At 70.8% G+C, this 15,196-nt stretch carries 15 protein-coding genes; 11 read left to right on the forward strand and 4 right to left on the reverse strand.

Annotated elements, in window-relative coordinates; translation table 11 throughout:
• Window positions 1–4: 4 nt before the first annotated feature.
• The 6 genes from LW587_RS18830 (at window position 5) to coaA (ending at window position 4,236) form a co-directional block, all read left to right on the forward strand.
• The gene (locus LW587_RS18830; protein WP_232631128.1) at window positions 5–511 is read left to right on the forward strand and encodes a DUF2628 domain-containing protein; all 507 of its coding nucleotides are present in this window, start codon (window positions 5–7) and stop codon (window positions 509–511) included.
• Window positions 508–1,170, forward strand: a complete 663-nt coding sequence (gene hisH, locus LW587_RS18835) for an imidazole glycerol phosphate synthase subunit HisH (protein WP_232631129.1) — start codon at window positions 508–510, stop codon at window positions 1,168–1,170. The genes LW587_RS18830 and hisH overlap by 4 nt, the downstream gene beginning before the upstream one ends.
• A gap of 25 nt (window positions 1,171–1,195) precedes the next feature.
• A complete protein-coding gene (hisA, locus tag LW587_RS18840; protein WP_232631130.1) occupies window positions 1,196–1,936 on the forward strand; it encodes a 1-(5-phosphoribosyl)-5-[(5-phosphoribosylamino)methylideneamino]imidazole-4-carboxamide isomerase in 741 nt (246 codons plus the stop codon).
• Between the two features lie 43 nt (window positions 1,937–1,979).
• Window positions 1,980–2,756 (forward strand): imidazole glycerol phosphate synthase subunit HisF, encoded by a 777-nt coding sequence (hisF, locus tag LW587_RS18845; protein ID WP_232631131.1) that lies wholly within the window; start codon window positions 1,980–1,982, stop codon window positions 2,754–2,756.
• 146 nt (window positions 2,757–2,902) lie between these two features.
• On the forward strand, window positions 2,903–3,226 hold the full coding sequence (locus LW587_RS18850) for a phosphoribosyl-ATP diphosphatase (protein WP_232631132.1): 324 nt from the start codon (window positions 2,903–2,905) through the stop codon (window positions 3,224–3,226).
• Window positions 3,223–4,236 (forward strand): type I pantothenate kinase, encoded by a 1,014-nt coding sequence (gene coaA / locus LW587_RS18855; protein ID WP_232631133.1) that lies wholly within the window; start codon window positions 3,223–3,225, stop codon window positions 4,234–4,236. The genes LW587_RS18850 and coaA overlap by 4 nt, the downstream gene beginning before the upstream one ends.
• Window positions 4,237–4,295: 59 nt before the next feature.
• On the opposite strand, the gene LW587_RS18860 is transcribed toward coaA, so the two are convergent.
• Window positions 4,296–5,660 (reverse strand): TAXI family TRAP transporter solute-binding subunit, encoded by a 1,365-nt coding sequence (locus LW587_RS18860; RefSeq protein WP_232631134.1) that lies wholly within the window; start codon window positions 5,658–5,660, stop codon window positions 4,296–4,298.
• 164 nt (window positions 5,661–5,824) lie between these two features.
• On the reverse strand, window positions 5,825–6,754 hold the full coding sequence (locus LW587_RS18865) for a LysR family transcriptional regulator (protein ID WP_232631135.1): 930 nt from the start codon (window positions 6,752–6,754) through the stop codon (window positions 5,825–5,827).
• A gap of 129 nt (window positions 6,755–6,883) precedes the next feature.
• Between LW587_RS18865 and LW587_RS18870 the strand changes: the two genes are divergently transcribed.
• The 5 genes from LW587_RS18870 to LW587_RS18890 all read left to right on the forward strand — a co-directional run bounded on the left by LW587_RS18870 (window position 6,884) and on the right by LW587_RS18890 (window position 12,038).
• The gene (locus LW587_RS18870; RefSeq protein WP_232631136.1) at window positions 6,884–8,047 is read left to right on the forward strand and encodes a mandelate racemase/muconate lactonizing enzyme family protein; all 1,164 of its coding nucleotides are present in this window, start codon (window positions 6,884–6,886) and stop codon (window positions 8,045–8,047) included.
• A gap of 262 nt (window positions 8,048–8,309) precedes the next feature.
• Window positions 8,310–9,440: a transglycosylase SLT domain-containing protein gene (locus LW587_RS18875; RefSeq protein WP_232631137.1), complete on the forward strand. Its 1,131-nt coding sequence runs from the start codon at window positions 8,310–8,312 to the stop codon at window positions 9,438–9,440.
• Window positions 9,441–9,629: 189 nt separating this feature from the next.
• Window positions 9,630–10,160 carry a response regulator gene (locus LW587_RS18880; protein ID WP_232631142.1) on the forward strand — a complete coding sequence of 177 codons (531 nt, stop codon included), beginning with the start codon at window positions 9,630–9,632 and terminating at the stop codon, window positions 10,158–10,160.
• A 265-nt stretch (window positions 10,161–10,425) separates the two neighbouring features.
• Entirely contained in the window at window positions 10,426–11,232 is an 807-nt protein-coding gene (locus tag LW587_RS18885; RefSeq protein ID WP_232631138.1) for a transglutaminase-like domain-containing protein, read from the forward strand.
• A 143-nt stretch (window positions 11,233–11,375) separates the two neighbouring features.
• Window positions 11,376–12,038 carry a L,D-transpeptidase gene (locus LW587_RS18890; RefSeq protein ID WP_232631139.1) on the forward strand — a complete coding sequence of 221 codons (663 nt, stop codon included), beginning with the start codon at window positions 11,376–11,378 and terminating at the stop codon, window positions 12,036–12,038.
• 121 nt (window positions 12,039–12,159) lie between these two features.
• Here the strand turns inward: LW587_RS18890 and LW587_RS18895 are convergent, their stop codons facing one another.
• Window positions 12,160–13,371 carry an MFS transporter gene (locus tag LW587_RS18895; protein ID WP_232631140.1) on the reverse strand — a complete coding sequence of 404 codons (1,212 nt, stop codon included), beginning with the start codon at window positions 13,369–13,371 and terminating at the stop codon, window positions 12,160–12,162.
• 174 nt (window positions 13,372–13,545) lie between these two features.
• The coding region (locus LW587_RS18900) for an OmpA family protein (protein ID WP_232631141.1) at window positions 13,546–15,196 on the reverse strand (1,651 nt) is incomplete at its 5' end.

Here is a 15,196-nt window from a genome sequence, read left to right on the forward strand (position 1 = left end):
CGCGGTGACTTTACGGACCTACACGCTCCACGTGCCCGAGGGAGCCGTCCGCGGTGATCCGCTCGCCCTCGAACGGGCTCAGCTCGTGCGGGATGGCTTCTCGTGGAGCGCCTTCGCCTTCACGGTGCTGTGGTTCGTCCGCCACCGGCTCTGGCTCGCCGCCCTTCTGGTCCTCGCCGGGCTCGTGATCCTGGCTTTGATCGGCCGGAGCCTCGGCCTGCCCCCGGCCGCGGGCGTCCTCGTCTCCCTGCTCGCGAGCCTGCTCGTCGGGCTGGAGGCTTCGTCGCTGCGCCGCTGGACCTATGGCCGCCGCGGCTCTCCGGCCCGTGACGCGGTGATCGCCGCGACGCACGAGGAGGCCGAGATGAAGGCCGCCACCCGCTGGCTCGATCCGGAGGCGGCCCGCCGTCCCGCGGTCGCCAATTCGGCCCCGGCGCCTGCCCGTCCGGCGCCCCGGCACGACGCGGACACGGCGCTCGGCTTCTTCCCGGCAAGCGAGGGCGGGCGGTGAGGGGGCAGACCGTCGCGATCATCGATTACGGATCGGGCAATCTCCACTCGGCGGTGAAGGCCTTCGAGCGCGCGGCCCGCGAGGCCGGGCAGGACGACGCCCGCATCCGTCTCACCGACCGTCCCGAAGAGGTGGCAGCGGCCGACCGGATCGTGCTGCCGGGCGTCGGCGCCTACGCCGATTGCCGACGCGGCCTCGACGCCGTGCCCGGCATGGTCGAGGCGCTGACCGGCGCCGTGCGGCGGGACGGCCGCCCCTTCCTCGGAATCTGCGTCGGGATGCAGCTGATGGCGAGTCGCGGCCTCGAATACGAGGAGACGCCGGGACTGGGCTGGATTCCCGGCGACGTCGCGCCGATCGCGCCCGCCAACCCGGCGCTGAAGGTGCCGCATATGGGCTGGAACACCCTGATCATCGACCAGCCGCATCCGCTCCTCGATCGGATCGCGACCGGCCCCGACGGCCTGCATGCCTATTTCGTCCACAGCTTCGCCCTGAAGCCGGCCGAGCCCGCCGACATGGTGGCCCATGCCGAATATGGCGGTCCGATCACGGCGCTCGTCGCCCGGGACAACGTCGCCGGCACGCAGTTCCACCCGGAGAAGAGCCAGCGGCTCGGCCTTGCGCTGATCGCCAATTTCCTGCGCTGGCGCCCCTGACATCCCTCGAGCCGCGAGCCCATCCGTGATTCTGTTTCCGGCCATCGACCTCAAGGAAGGGCGCTGCGTCCGCCTCGTGCAGGGGGACATGGCGCAGGCCAAGGTCTTCAACGACGATCCCGCCGATCAGGCCGCCACCTTCGAGCGCCAGGGCTTCCCCTGGCTGCACGTGGTGGATCTCGACGGTGCCTTCGCGGGCGCCCCGCGCAACGCCGAGGCGGTCGAGTCGATCCTGGCGCGGGTCCGGATGCCGGTGCAACTCGGCGGCGGCGTGCGCGAGATGCGCACCCTCGAAGGCTGGATCGAGAAGGGGGTGAGCCGCGTGATCATCGGCACGGCCGCCGTGCGCGACCCGGCCTTCGTGCGCGAGGCCGCCCGGCGCCATCCCGGCCGGATCGCCGTCGGCATCGACGCCAAGGACGGGCGCGTCGCGGTCGAGGGCTGGGCCCAGACCTCCAGCATGACCGCCGAGGATCTCGGCCGCCGCTTCGAGGATGCGGGGGTGGCCGCCATCATCTACACCGACATCGCCCGCGACGGCATCCTCAAGGGCCTCAACATCGAGATGACCCTGGCGCTCGCGCAGGCGGTGAGCATCCCGGTGATCGCCTCGGGCGGGCTCGCCTCCATGGCCGATATCGACCGGCTCCTGGAGCCCGACTGCGCCGTGCTCGCCGGCGCCATCACCGGACGCGCGCTCTACGACGGCCGGATCGACCCGGCCGAGGCGCTCGCCGCCATCGCCCGCGCCGCCGCCGCGTCCTGACCGGCGCCGCCCGCTTCCGCCGCTCACCCCAGGCAGGCCGCCCGTGCTCAAGACCCGCATCATCCCCTGCCTCGACGTGAAGGACGGGCGCGTCGTGAAGGGCGTGCAGTTCCTAGAGCTGCGCGACGCCGGCGACCCGGTCGAATCGGCCAAGGCCTACGACGCGGCCGGCGCCGACGAACTCTGCTTCCTCGACATCACCGCGAGCCACGAGGCCCGCGGCACCCTGCTCGACGTGGTGAGCCGCACGGCGGAGGCCTGCTTCATGCCGCTCACCGTCGGCGGCGGCGTCCGCTCGGTGGCCGATGTGCGCACCCTGCTTCTGGCGGGCGCCGACAAGGTCGGTATCAACACGGCGGCCGTGAACAACCCGGACCTCGTGGCGGAAGCCGCGGAGAAGTTCGGTGACCAGTGCATCGTCGTGGCGATCGACGCCAAGCGGGTCTCGGCGCCCGGCGAGACGGCGCGGTGGGAGATCTTCACCCATGGCGGGCGCAACCCCACCGGCCTCGACGCCGTCGCCTTCGCCCGCCGGATCTCGGAGCGCGGGGCGGGCGAGCTCCTCGTCACCTCCATGGACAAGGACGGCACCCGCTCGGGCTACGACCTCGCCTTGACCCGGGCGATCGCGGATGCCGTGCGGGTGCCGGTCATCGCCTCCGGCGGCGTCGGCGGTCTCGACGATCTTGTCGCCGGGGTGCGCGATGGCGGGGCGAGCGCGGTCCTCGCCGCCTCGATCTTCCATTTCGGCCAGCACACGGTCGGCGAAGCCAAGGCCCATATGGCCGCCGCCGGACTTGCGATGCGGCTCGATCCGTAACCGCGAATCCTGACATCGGGTCCGCACCGGCTACTGGCGCCCCTTGACCGGGCGGCAGCCCCTGCGCAGGGTCGAGTGAGCCGGCATCCGATCGTGCGATGCCGCACCGCACGGTTCCCAGTGCCGGATACCAAGCGCCGGATTCGATGACCACCTTCACCCTCGACGATCTCGCCGCCCTGGTGGACAGCCGGGCCGGCCAGCCCCCCGACAGCTCGTACACGGCCAAGCTCCTCGCGGAGGGGCCGGCGAAGGCGGCCAAGAAGCTCGGCGAGGAGGCGGTCGAAGCGGCCATCGCCGCGGTGCAGGGCGACCGGAAAGCCCTCGTCTCCGAGGCCGCCGACGTGCTCTATCACCTGATCGTGACCCTGAAGGCCGGGGGCGTGCCCTTGGCCGATGTCATGGCGGAGCTGGAGCGACGAACCGCGCAGAGCGGTCTGGCCGAGAAGGCGGCGCGGAGGCACACGTGATCGGCGCGCCGATCCCCTCCGCCGGGATCGAGCCCGAGGAGCGGCAGAACCCGGTGACCGGCCAGGGCCCGGGCCGCCTCTCGCCCTATCGGATCTTCGCCCGCGAGGAATGGGCGCAGCTGCGCGCCGACACCCCGCTGACCCTGACCGCCGAGGATATCGGCCGGCTCCAATCGCTCAATGATCCGATCTCCATCGAGGAGGTCGTGGCGATCTACCTGCCGCTCTCGCGCCTGCTCTCGCTCTACGTCGCGGCGACCCAGGGGCTGTTCAAGGCGACCCAGCGCTTCCTCCTCGCCGAGCGCGAGGCCAAGGTGCCCTACATCATCGGGCTCGCGGGCTCGGTCGCGGTCGGAAAATCGACCACGGCCCGGGTGCTGAAGGCGCTGCTCGCCCGCTGGCCCAACACCCCGAAGGTCGATCTGATCACGACCGACGGCTTCCTCCATCCCAATGCCGAGCTCCAGCGCATGGATGCGATGGAGCGCAAGGGCTTCCCCGAGAGCTACGACAGCGCCGCGCTGCTGCGCTTCCTCGCCGACATCAAGGCCGGCCACCGTCGGGTCGCGGCGCCGGTCTATTCCCACCTCGTCTACGACGTGGTGCCGGGCGAGGAGCAGGTGATCGAATCACCCGACATCCTCATCGTCGAGGGGCTCAATGTCCTTCAGCCCGCCCGCCTGCCGCGGGACGGCACCGCGATCCCCTTCGTCTCCGACTTCTTCGACTTCTCGATCTACCTCGACGGGCACGAGGACGACCTGCACCGCTGGTACGTCAATCGCTTCCTGCGCCTACGCCAGACCGCCTTCCGGGATCCGCTCTCCTACTTCCGCAAATACGCCGAGGTGACCGAGGCCGAGGCCCTGGAGATCGCAGACCGGCTCTGGACCTCGATCAACCTGCCCAATCTGCGCGACAACATCCTGCCCACCCGGCAGCGGGCCAGCCTGATCCTCGCCAAGGGCGCGAGCCACCGCATCGAGAGCGTGGCCCTGCGGCGGCTGTAGCGGCGCAACGCACGCTCGTGCCCTCTTGGCGTGCGCGGAGGCGGCGTCATCCGCCGCGCTCACCCGGCGGGTCCGACCCCGTCGCCCAGGGCGCGCCGCAGCGTCGAGCGGGTCGCCTCGATGGCGAGGCCGGCCGCCCCGAGCATCCGCGGCTCGGTCGGACGATTCAGGGCGTGGCGGGCGATGCTGGCGGCCAAGTCGTCCACCTCCGCCGCCATGGCCTCCAACCGCCCGCGGTCGGTTTCGCGACGCGCGGTGGAGCGGAGTTCGAGCAGGCGGGACGTGGCGACCCCGATCCGCTCCCGGCGGATGCGCCCGAGGCGCTGGCGCAACCACGCCACCGTCGAGCCGACGCCGCCGCCCAGGATCGCCACGAGGTAGATCCAGCTCTCGTAGCGCTCGATGAAGGTCTCCTGCTCGCGCTCGTAATAGTCGATTGCGCCGGGATGGATCGGCAGCCGCGCGCTGGTGGCGTCCGCCGTGTCCTCGTAATCCGGCGGGGTGACCTGCTCGGCGGCCGGCACGGTCTCGGCCAGGGCCGCGCGCATCTCGAACAGGTGCTGCGTCACCTCGGCGGCGACGCTGCGCGACAGGTCGGCCCGGGCCATCAGGCGATAGGACGAGCCGACGCTCGTGACATCCTCCGCGGGAAGGCGAGGGTCGCCCCCGAACAGGGCCGCCGGCACCGTCACGGTCTGCAGGCGCGGCCAGCGGGCGAGGAGGGCCGCGGTGTCGCCGGCCCCGAGGAGCGCGACCGCGCCGTCCCGGCTCGCCTCCCGCACGAGACCCACGACCCGCCGCGCCGCCGGGGAGGCGGGCGTCGTGACGAGCACCATCGCGTCGATGCGCCCCTTCTCGAGGGCGCTCGCGATCTCGGCCTCCCCGACCGGCACCAGGGCCACGGTCTTCTCCGCCACCGGGCCGTCTGCGGGAGTGTCGGTCGCGAGGGTGAGCCCGAAATGCCCGACGATGTTCGCAACGAGGGTGCGGTCGGCGGTCCGGCTCGCCAGCATGCCGAGGCGCCGGCCGGTCAGATCGGAGATGCCCTTGATGCCCGAGGTTTCCGGGGTCGCCACGAGGACCGCGAGTTCGCGCAGCACGGCGAGGGTGAGGCCGTTGCCCGGCATCGCCACATCCGGCCGGACCACGGCGAGGTCGGCCTTGCCGGTCTTCAGGGCCTCCGCGCTCTCGCGCACCCCGGCAAAGGGCAGGAGGGTGAGGCGGACCGCGCGCTTCCGGTGGGCGAGCTGGTCGGCATAGGCCCGCAGCAGCGCCGGCTCGGTGCCGCCCTGGGGCGCCACCGCAAGGGTCAGGGTCGTCGGGCGGGTCAGATGAAACGCGGCCACCGCGCCGAGGATGAGGACGAGCGCGAGGCAGAGGGTGAGCCACAGGCTCCTGACATCCGGAAGCACCGGCTTGTGCACAGATCCTCCCCGCCTGCGACGGCCTGATGCCATGCTCCGGCGGCCGGTCACCGCCCCAACCGTCGCGGGAGCCTTCGACGCCGAGGCATCGTCGATGGGCTTGCCCGGGCGTGCCGCAGAGTTAGGCACGGCTCCGCGCCTTGGCGAGGAGCCCGGGAGCCGCCTCACGCGGGCTTGACGGGATTGTCGTCCTCGACGCGCGAAACCGCGCAGAGATGGGACCATAGAGCATCCGCCGCGGGGCTACGGTGGTCCAGGGAGCGAAACAGCCTGATCTCGACGGGGATGTCGAACTGCGCCGGGCCCGCGCGAACGAGGCGGCCGTGGGTTTCGTCGTCCGACACCATGCTGTGCGGGAGCCAAGCGACGCCGTGGCCCTCTCGCGCCATCGTGGTCAGCGTGGCGGCCAGATGCGAGGTGAAGCGGGTCTCCGTCTGCGCCGCCTCCCCGGTGCGGCAGGCCGCGAGGATGCGCCCGAGGCCTGAGGCCGGGCTGTAGGCCAGGACGGGAATCGGGTGGGCCACCGATCCGGGCAGGAGCCAGAGCGCCCGTCCGGCGGCATCCGGGGCGCAGAACGGCGCCAGCACGTCGTGCCCCACGCGCAGGCTCTCATAGCGGTCGGCGTCCAGGCGCAGCGGCGCATCGCGGTGGAGGTGGCAGAGCAGGACATGCACCTCGCCGGATTGCAGGATCCGCTCACAGGCCTCCAGGCTGTCCGAGACGAGGTTGAGCGTGCCGAGGGCGGTTTTCCGCATCGCCTCCCGGATCCAGCCGGGAAAAAAGGTGAAGGACAGGGCGTGGGTCGCGGCGATCGCGAGCGTCGCCGTCTCGCGGGCGCCGGCCGCCCGCGTCTCGCGCCGCGCCCGATGCAGATCGCGCATGAGCTCGCGGGCCGCCGGCTCGAATTGGGCGCCCGCCGGAGTGAGGTTGGCCCCCTGCGCGCTCCGAGTGAAAAGGGGGCTGCCCATCCAATCCTCCAAGGCGCGGATACGCCGGCTGAAGGCGGGTTGGGTGACGTTGCGCACCTCGGCTGCGCGCGAAAACGTCCTCCGCTCGGCGAGCGCCAGGAAATCCTCCAGCCAATCGAGATCCATGGCGATGCCGTTCGTGCATGGGACATTCCGAACATGGCATTGGCCCGCCGGCTTCGTCCAGGCGTAGGCAGGGTGCGTGTCCGGACGACCACCCGCCGTCCCGCGCCCTGAAGCCCGAGGAGAGCCGCCATGCGCATCGTCGACGTCCGCGAGGTCACCAAGCCGATCGCCTCGCCCATCCGCAACGCTTATATCGATTTCTCCAAGATGACCGCGAGCCTGGTGGCCGTCGTCACCGACGTGGAGCGCGACGGGCGCCGGGTCGTCGGCTACGGCTTCAACTCCAACGGCCGCTACGGCCAGGGCGGCCTGATCCGCGAACGCTTCGCGAACCGCCTCCTGGAGGCGGATCCGAGCAGCGTCCTCACGCAAGACGGCGACAATCTCTGCCCGCACCGGCTGTGGGACGCGATGATGACGAACGAGAAGCCCGGCGGCCACGGCGAGCGCTCGGTGGCGGTCGGCACCCTCGACATGGCGATCTGGGACGCGACCGCGAAGATCGCCGGCAAGCCGCTGTTCCGCCTGCTCGCCGAGCAGAAAGGGGTCGAGGCCAATCCGCGGGTCTTCGTCTACGCGGCGGGCGGGTATTATTACCCGGGCAAGGACGACAGCCAGCTGCGCGCCGAGATGCGCCGCTATCTCGACCGTGGCTACACGGTGGTGAAGATGAAGATCGGCGGCGCGTCGATCGACGAGGACCGCCGCCGGATCGAGGCGGTCCTGGCCGAGATCGGCCCGCAGGCCCGGCTCGCCGTCGATGCCAACGGCCGGTTCGACCTCGAGCGCGGCATCGCCTACGCCAAGATGCTGCGCGAGTATCCGCTGTTCTGGTACGAGGAGGTCGGCGATCCGCTCGACTACGCCCTCCAGGCAGCCCTGTCGGAGTTCTATCCGGGCCCGATGGCGACCGGCGAGAACCTGTTCTCGCATCAGGACGCCCGCAACCTTCTGCGCTACGGCGGCATGCGCCCGGACCGGGACTGGCTGCAATTCGACTGCGCCCTGTCCTACGGCCTCGTCGAATACCTGCGCACCCTCGACGTGCTGGACCAGTTCGGCTGGTCGCCGAAGCGCTGCATCCCGCATGGCGGCCACCAGATGTCGCTCAACATCGCGGCCGGCCTCGGGCTCGGCGGCAATGAGAGCTACCCGGACCTGTTCCAGCCCTATGGCGGCTTCCCCGACGGCGTCCGGGTCGAGGACGGGCATATCGTGATGCCGGAGCTTCCCGGCATCGGCTTCGAGGGGAAGACGGACCTGATCAAGGTCATGCGCGAACTGGCCGAATAGGCCCGCCCCGCGGGGTCCCGAGCGTTCTCGGGGCCCCGTTCTCAGGACTCCCTGCCACCGCGTTGCGATCCCGCGCCCGCCCGGGCCGGCTGTCCTCGGTGGACAATCCCGGGGACAACCCGCCAAACGGCTCAGCTTGCCCGCAAATTGCCCCGCCTTGCCCTGGGGATGCCACAACCTCGGCCGTGATTGCGCCACATCCCGCAGCGTAACTGTTGCGCATACGCCGCTGACGGCATCGACAGGATGAGCGACCAGAACGATGCAGGGCCGCACGATCGGATCGACGCGCACCACCCGTGACGCCCACAAGAGCGGGCGCCGCATCTCCTCCGCCGACGTCATCACCGTCGCCGCCCGCACGGGCCGCGACCACGGCAGCCGCCCGGCCCTGCTCCGGTCGGTCCTCTCCATGACGCTGCTGGCCGGGGGCCTGAGCGCGATCCTGCTCAATGCCGGCACCGATCTCGGCCGGGCCGAGGCCTCGACCAAGGCCGAGCTGGCGATGCCCAAGCCCCGCCTCCACGCGATGGCCCCCGAGGCGCCGATCCCCACCGTGGTGGCGGCCTCCTCGAGCTTCCGCGCCATCGATGGCCTCGATAGCGATCTCGGTGCCGGTACGGTCGATCGCGTCTCCTACGACTTCCTGCTCTCGCAGACCTCGACCGGCGACCCGAACGACGTGCTCGAATTCGGGCCGATGAAGATCCGGCGCCACCTCGTCCAGACGATCATCAAGGCCGCCCAGGCGGTCGAGACCGATCCGGTCCTGCTGATGGCGGTGGCCGACAAGGAATCGAGCTTCATCACCGCGGTCCAGGCCAAGACCTCCTCGGCGACCGGCCTGTACCAGTTCATCGAGCGGACCTGGCTCGGGGTCATGCGCGATTTCGGCCCGAAATACGGCTACGCCCAGGACGCCGCCCTGGTGGTGCCGGACGGCAATGACCGGCCGAGCGTCCAGGACCAGGCCGAGCGCGCCCGCATCCTCGATCTGCGCCGCGATCCCTACCTCTCCGCCCTGATGGCGGGCGAGATGCTCAAGCGGGACGCGGGCCGCATCGCCCTCAAGATCGGCCGCGAGCTGACCCTGGGCGAGGTCTATCTCGCCCACTTCCTCGGCGTGGACGATGCCGAGAACTTCCTCGCGCAGGTGACCGACAAGCCGAGCGCGGCGGCGGCCGTGCTGCTGCCGGGTCCGGCCCGGGCCAACCGCTCGATCTTCTTCGCGGGCACCACCGGACGCGGTCGCCACCGCAAGCCCGCCAGCCTCTCGGTGGCCCAGGTCCACCAGAAGTTCGAGGCGATGATGAGCACCCGCGGCGACCGCTACCGCGATGTCCGCAGCATCGCCGGCCTCGTCGCCGTCGCCGAGGCGGACACTGTCCAGTAATCGCGCGCCCGGCCGTGGCAGCCCGCCGCGCGACTTCGGAAAATCGCCCTTCGACGCAACTCAGCGCCGTCCGCCCGCTTTGATGGAGTGTGCGGTCGCTCTGCGGCGGCCCCGCTCACAGGAGGGTTTCCGGCCTTGAAGGGTCCGTTTCGCGATCGGTCGTATGGCGGCCACGCCGTCGATCCGCTGCTGCCGGGCGTCCAGCTCGACCAGATCGGGCAGGCTCTGGCGTCGTGCTACGACAACCTCGTGGCGGAGGGGATTCCCGACCATCTCGCCGCCTTGGTCAAGCGCGTCGATCGGGCCGACCGCGACGCGCCGCCCACGGCACCGGAGTCGGGTGGCCGCATCGCCCTCGTCGTGGAGGACGAGCAGGAAACCCGCGACCTCGCCGAGAGCGTCCTGGAAGAGACGGACCTGCGCGTCGTCGGCTGCGCCAGCGCCGAGAAGGCGCTGAGCTTCCTGCAGGACCACGGTGGCGACGTCGCCCTCGTCTTTGCCGACATCCGCCTGGCGGGCGCCATGGACGGCGTTCAGCTCGCCCGCGCCATCGCGACCCTCTGGCCCTGCACCCGGCTGATCGTCACCTCCGGCGTCGAGCCGGAGCCCGGCGAGGCTTTGCCCGAGGGCGCGGTGTTCATCCCCAAACCCTGGCGCGCCTTCGACGTCCTGGTCGAGGCCGAACGCGCGACCCGAGATCCCGCACCGCCCATCGCCTGACTGCCCCCCGCCGCCGGGGCGATCGCGCGACGGAGCACGGAGTCCGCCGGGCGATCCGCGATGGGCCTGGGACGGTCCTTGGCGCCTCCGCCTCCTGTCACGCGCGTCCGCTTCCAGAAGCATGGGGTGGGTTTTCGGTGACGATCAGGCCTCGATCGCAACAACTTGACCGCGCAGCAACGCCCTGCCGGTCCACGCCGGGCGCGCCTCTTGCAGGCCGCCCCGACGGGTCCGCGTCCGCGGGCCGGAGAGAGTGAAACGACCCATGAAGATCCGAACCGGCTTCGACATCACCTTCGAGTCGGTTCAACCGACGCCGATGATCCTGATGCTGAACGTGCATCCGTCGCGCGTGCCCGATCTCGTCACGCCGGAGACCATCACCTTCGATCCGCCCGTGCCGGTGCATCGCTACACCGACGGGTTCGACAACATCTGCACCCGGATCGTCGCCCCCACCGGACGGTTGACCATCTCAACCGATTTCATCATCGCGGATTCCGGCCTGCCCGACCCGGCGGAGGTCTTCGCCACGCAGGCCGACGTGCAAGACCTGCCCGAGGAGACGCTCGTCTACCTGCTGGGCAGCCGCTACTGCGATACCGACCGGCTCGCCTCCCTGGCCTGGACCCTGTTCGGCCAGACGCCGCCCGGCTGGGCGCGGGTGCAGGCCATCGTCGATTACGTCCACGCCCGCATCCGCTTCGACTACCAGCGGGCCGATGCCACCCGCACCGCCCATGACGGCCACGAGCAGCAGGTCGGGGTCTGCCGCGACTTCGCCCACCTCGCCATCGCCCTGTGCCGCTGCATGAACGTCCCGGCCCGCTACTGCACGGGCTATCTCGGGGATATCGGCATCGCGCCGGTGCGCGATCCGATGGACTTCTCAGCCTGGTTCGAGGTCTATCTCAGCGGACGCTGGCACACGTTCGATGCCCGTCACAACCAGCCGCGGATCGGCCGCATCCCGATGGCGCGGGGGCGCGACGCCACCGATTGCGCGCTCACCACCGGCTTCGGGACCCAGCAACTCGTGCAGTTCGACGTGCATACCGACGCCATCGACTGACCCGAGGGGCCCGCGCCGCCGCCACGGTCAAGCTACCTGTGCCGGAGCGCACGGCGAACCTGTGCAAAATTCGTCATCCCCGTGGAACCGGAAAAGCACAGTCACGCTTTTTAAGGCAAAGGTTACTGCACAGGTAGGCTCCCATGAACACCCTGGCATCAGTCGTCGCCGGCGCCGTCGGCATGTGTGTTCTTGCCGCGGGCGCGGCTCAGGCCGCGCCCTACGATCCGTTCGGGTCGGATGGCGATGATTACTACGCCGAGGAGACCTCTCGCGGCGGCTGGCCGGTCTACGACCCCTACGGGACGCAGCGCGGCAACACGGCCCAGAGCGGTTACGGTTCCGCCGAGGCCCAGGCCCAGGTGGCCCGGATCCCGCGCGAGGTCGTCACCTATCCGACTCGCTACGCCCCGGGGACCATCGTGGTCTCGACGGCCGAGCGCCGCCTCTACCTCGTCCTCGGCGACGGTCAGGCCATGCGCTACGGCGTCGGCGTCGGACGGCCGGGCTTCACCTGGAGCGGCGTGAACAAGATCACCGCCAAGCGCGAATGGCCGGGCTGGACCCCGCCCGCCGCGATGCTGGCCCGCCGTCCCGACCTGCCGCGCTACATGGCCGGCGGGGTCGAGAACCCGCTCGGTGCCCGCGCCATGTATATCGGCCGGTCCGAGTACCGCATCCACGGCTCCAACGAGCCGGACACGATCGGCCAGGCGGTCTCATCTGGCTGCATCCGCATGACGAACGAGGATGTGACGGATCTCTATTCCCGGGTGAAGGTCGGCGCGACCGTCATCGTGAACTGAGTTTTCTTCGTATCTCTGCAAAACAGGCCGTCCTGGTCGTGACCGGGGCGGCCTTTGTGTTGGATGCGTCCTCGCGGGATGAGGGCGATCGGTCGGCGTCGCGTCGCGAGGCGGTGCCGCATCAGGCGGGCGGCAGCGGGGGAAGACGGGTGAGCCTCAGGGCGATGAGGAGCGCGGCGCCATAGAGGCCAGCGAAGAACCACACCACGCCGCTCCAGCCAAGATGCAGGAAGAACCACCCGCCCGCGGTGCCGAGAAGCGACGAGCCGAGATAGTACAGACAGAGATAGATCGCCGAGGCCTGGGCTCGGTCGGAGGGGGCCCGGCGGCCGACCCAGCTCGAGGCCACCGAATGGGCGCCGAAGAAGCTCATCGTGACGACGACGACGCCGAGGATGATGAGCACGAGGTTCTCGGCCAGGGTCAGCGCCATGCCGCCGATCCCTGAGAGGATGGCGAGCCACAGCACCCGCCGCCGCCCGAGCAGGCCCGCCACATGCCCCGTGATGGCGGAACTCGCCGTTCCGGCGACGTAGACCACGAAGATGATGCCGATCGCCGTCTGACTCAGGGAGTAGGGCGGTTCGAGCAGCCGGAAGCCGATGTAATTGTAGACGCAGACGAAGCCGCCCATCAGCAGGAACGGCGTCAGGAACAGCCAGGGGAGCCCGGCATCCCGGAAATGGTGGGTGAAGGTGCCCGGAACCTCGCGCCAGCGCATGCGGTGGGCATGGAAATGGCGCGAGGCCGGCAGGGCGAACTGGAAGGCCAGGGCGGCAGCGAGCGCCAGCACGCCGATCGTGCCGAGCCCCCACCGCCAGGACGCGTGATCGGCGATTACGCCCGCCAGCAGGCGCCCGACCATCCCCCCCAAGGCGTTGCCGCCGATGAGAAGCCCCATCGACAGCCCGATGGCGCGCCCGTGCATCTCCTCGCTCAGATACGCCATCGCCACCGCGGGCAGGCCGCTGGCGGCAAGACCGGTGAGCGCCCGCAGCACGAGGAAGCCGTGCCAGCTCGGCATCAGCACCGCTCCGAGGGTCAGCAGCGCTGAGGCGAACAGCGAGATCGCCATGACGGGCTTGCGGCCGAACACCTCGGAGAGCGGGCTGACGACGAGGAGCGCCACGGCCAGGGTCGCGCAGGGCAACGACAGGGCGAGGCTGCTCTCGGCCGGCGACACCGAGAACTTGTCCGCGAAGACCGGAAGCAGGGGCTGCACGCCGTAGAGCACCGCGAAGGTCGAGAAGCCAGCGGCGAACAGGGCCAGCGTGGCCCGCCGAAAGGCCGGTGTCCCGGCCTCGATCCTCCGGTCCGTGCCCTCGACGCCCATGCCGTCCGACCTTCGACACGAAAAACCCTCCCCCTGTCGTGGGGGAGGGTGCTTGTGGAGCAAGCACGCGAGGAGGTCGAGGGCGCCGGAGCGCCATGCGCCGTTCCGCGCCTGCCCTTCTCTTGGGCACCCTCTCCCGCGGGGCGGGAGAGGGTCAACCGCCGGCAGGTGACATTACTGCGGGGGTGCCGCCTGCGCCGGCGCCTGTCCCTCTGCCTGTTGCTGAAGCAGAGGGGTGATGCGGCGGACCGTGACGCGACGGTTCTCGCGGTTGGCCTCCTGGGTGTTCACCTTCAGGTATTGCTCGCCGTAGCCCTGCGTCGTCAGGTTCTCCGGCGGGACCTGGAAGGTCTGCGTCAGCACCGCGGCGACCGATTGGGCCCGACGGTCGGAGAGCGACAGGTTGTCGACCTCCGCGCCGACGGCGTCGGTATAACCCTCGATCAGGAAGACCTCCTGCGGATTGGCTTTGACCGTCTGGTTGATCGCCGCCGCGATGGACGAGAGGCGCTGAGCCTGGTCGGGCGTGACCGTGAACGAGCCGGACTCGAAGGTGATCGTGTTGATGTCGACGCTCGGCATCCGGGCGCGCAGCTGCGGGGAATAGCGCACCTGATCGAGGGTGTAGCGCCGCTCCACCGGCTGCACCGGCGGGGCGGAGAGCGCCTGATAGACCGTGCGCTCGTCGGCCCGCTCGTAATCCACGATGTAGCGGTCTCGCGGGATGCGGATGTCCGGCGGCGGCAGGTCGACCACGTCCTCGTAGACCGGCCGCGGCGCGCCCCCGTAGCTGTTGTTGATGAGGAACACCTCGCGCCCGTCGCTGTAGCGGCGGGAGCGGCGCAGGAGACGTCCGTCATCGTCCACCACGGTGACGATCTGGCCGCCCGCCGGGCTGTCGACATAGCTATAGACTTCCCCACCGCGGCGCTCGCTGCGGTAGCCGCGTCCGCCATAGACCGTGCGGAAGCGTTCGTTTTCGTCGTGGCGGATGAAGTAGCCGTCACGGTCGCGCACGATGATGCGGCCGGGCTCCCGATAATAGGTGCGGCCGTCCACGGCGTATTCGCGGCGGTCGCGCCGGATCGTGTCGTAGTCGCGGATCCGGTCGTCGTCGTCGCGGAAGCCGCCCGGGATATAGGCCGGCGTGCCGGGCACGTTGAACCGGTCGCGGCGTCCGTCGCCATAGCGGTCGTCCCGACGGTCGTCGCGACGGTCATCCCGGCCGTAGCGATCGTCGCGGCGGTCATCGCGCCGGTCATCGCCGAAGCGGCCATCGCGGCGGTCGTCGTCCCGCCGGTCATCCCGACGGTCGTCGCCGCGGCGGTCACGCCCGTCCGGCTGATAACCCGGCTGTCCGGGCTGCAGCGGCTGCGCGCCCGGCGGACTGGCGGGCGGCCGACCCGGAACCGGGGCGGTCTGGCCGGGCGGCACGGTGCCGGGCTGGCCGGCATTCGGCGGGGTGCCGGGCGGCTGCACGGGACGGCCCGGAACGCCCGGCTGCTGGTTGGGCGCCACGGGTTTGCCGGGCACGCCGGGCTGCTGGTTCGGCGGAGTGCCGGGTTGCGTGCCCGGCGCCGTGGGCGGCTGACCCGGACGGGCCGGCTGGTCGGCGTTGGGCGAAACGGGACGGCCGGGCACGCCGGGGCGCTGATTGGGCGGCGCATCGGGTCGATCGGCATCGCGCCCACCGCGGCCGGGCTGGCCGGAACGATCCGGCGTCTCGCGGTCCGGCGTGTCGCGTCCGGGACGGTTCGGACGGTCGGGCCCGTCGCGGTCCGGCGTGCGGTCACGGGTGGCAGGAGGCGCCGGCCGGTCCGGCGCA

The sequence above is a fragment of the Methylobacterium sp. Leaf118 genome (assembly GCF_920984675.1).
Classification (GTDB): Bacteria; Pseudomonadota; Alphaproteobacteria; order Rhizobiales; family Beijerinckiaceae; genus Methylobacterium.

Coding starts and splice junctions, on each gene's coding strand:
- LW587_RS18850 (WP_232631132.1), top strand. CDS start 2,903: ATGACCACCTTCACCCTCGACGATCTCGCCGCCCTGGTGGACAGCCGG.
- LW587_RS18865 (WP_232631135.1), bottom strand. CDS start 6,754: ATGGATCTCGATTGGCTGGAGGATTTCCTGGCGCTCGCCGAGCGGAGG.
- LW587_RS18870 (WP_232631136.1), top strand. CDS start 6,884: ATGCGCATCGTCGACGTCCGCGAGGTCACCAAGCCGATCGCCTCGCCC.
- LW587_RS18875 (WP_232631137.1), top strand. CDS start 8,310: ATGCAGGGCCGCACGATCGGATCGACGCGCACCACCCGTGACGCCCAC.
- LW587_RS18885 (WP_232631138.1), top strand. CDS start 10,426: ATGAAGATCCGAACCGGCTTCGACATCACCTTCGAGTCGGTTCAACCG.
- LW587_RS18890 (WP_232631139.1), top strand. CDS start 11,376: ATGAACACCCTGGCATCAGTCGTCGCCGGCGCCGTCGGCATGTGTGTT.
- LW587_RS18895 (WP_232631140.1), bottom strand. CDS start 13,371: ATGGGCGTCGAGGGCACGGACCGGAGGATCGAGGCCGGGACACCGGCC.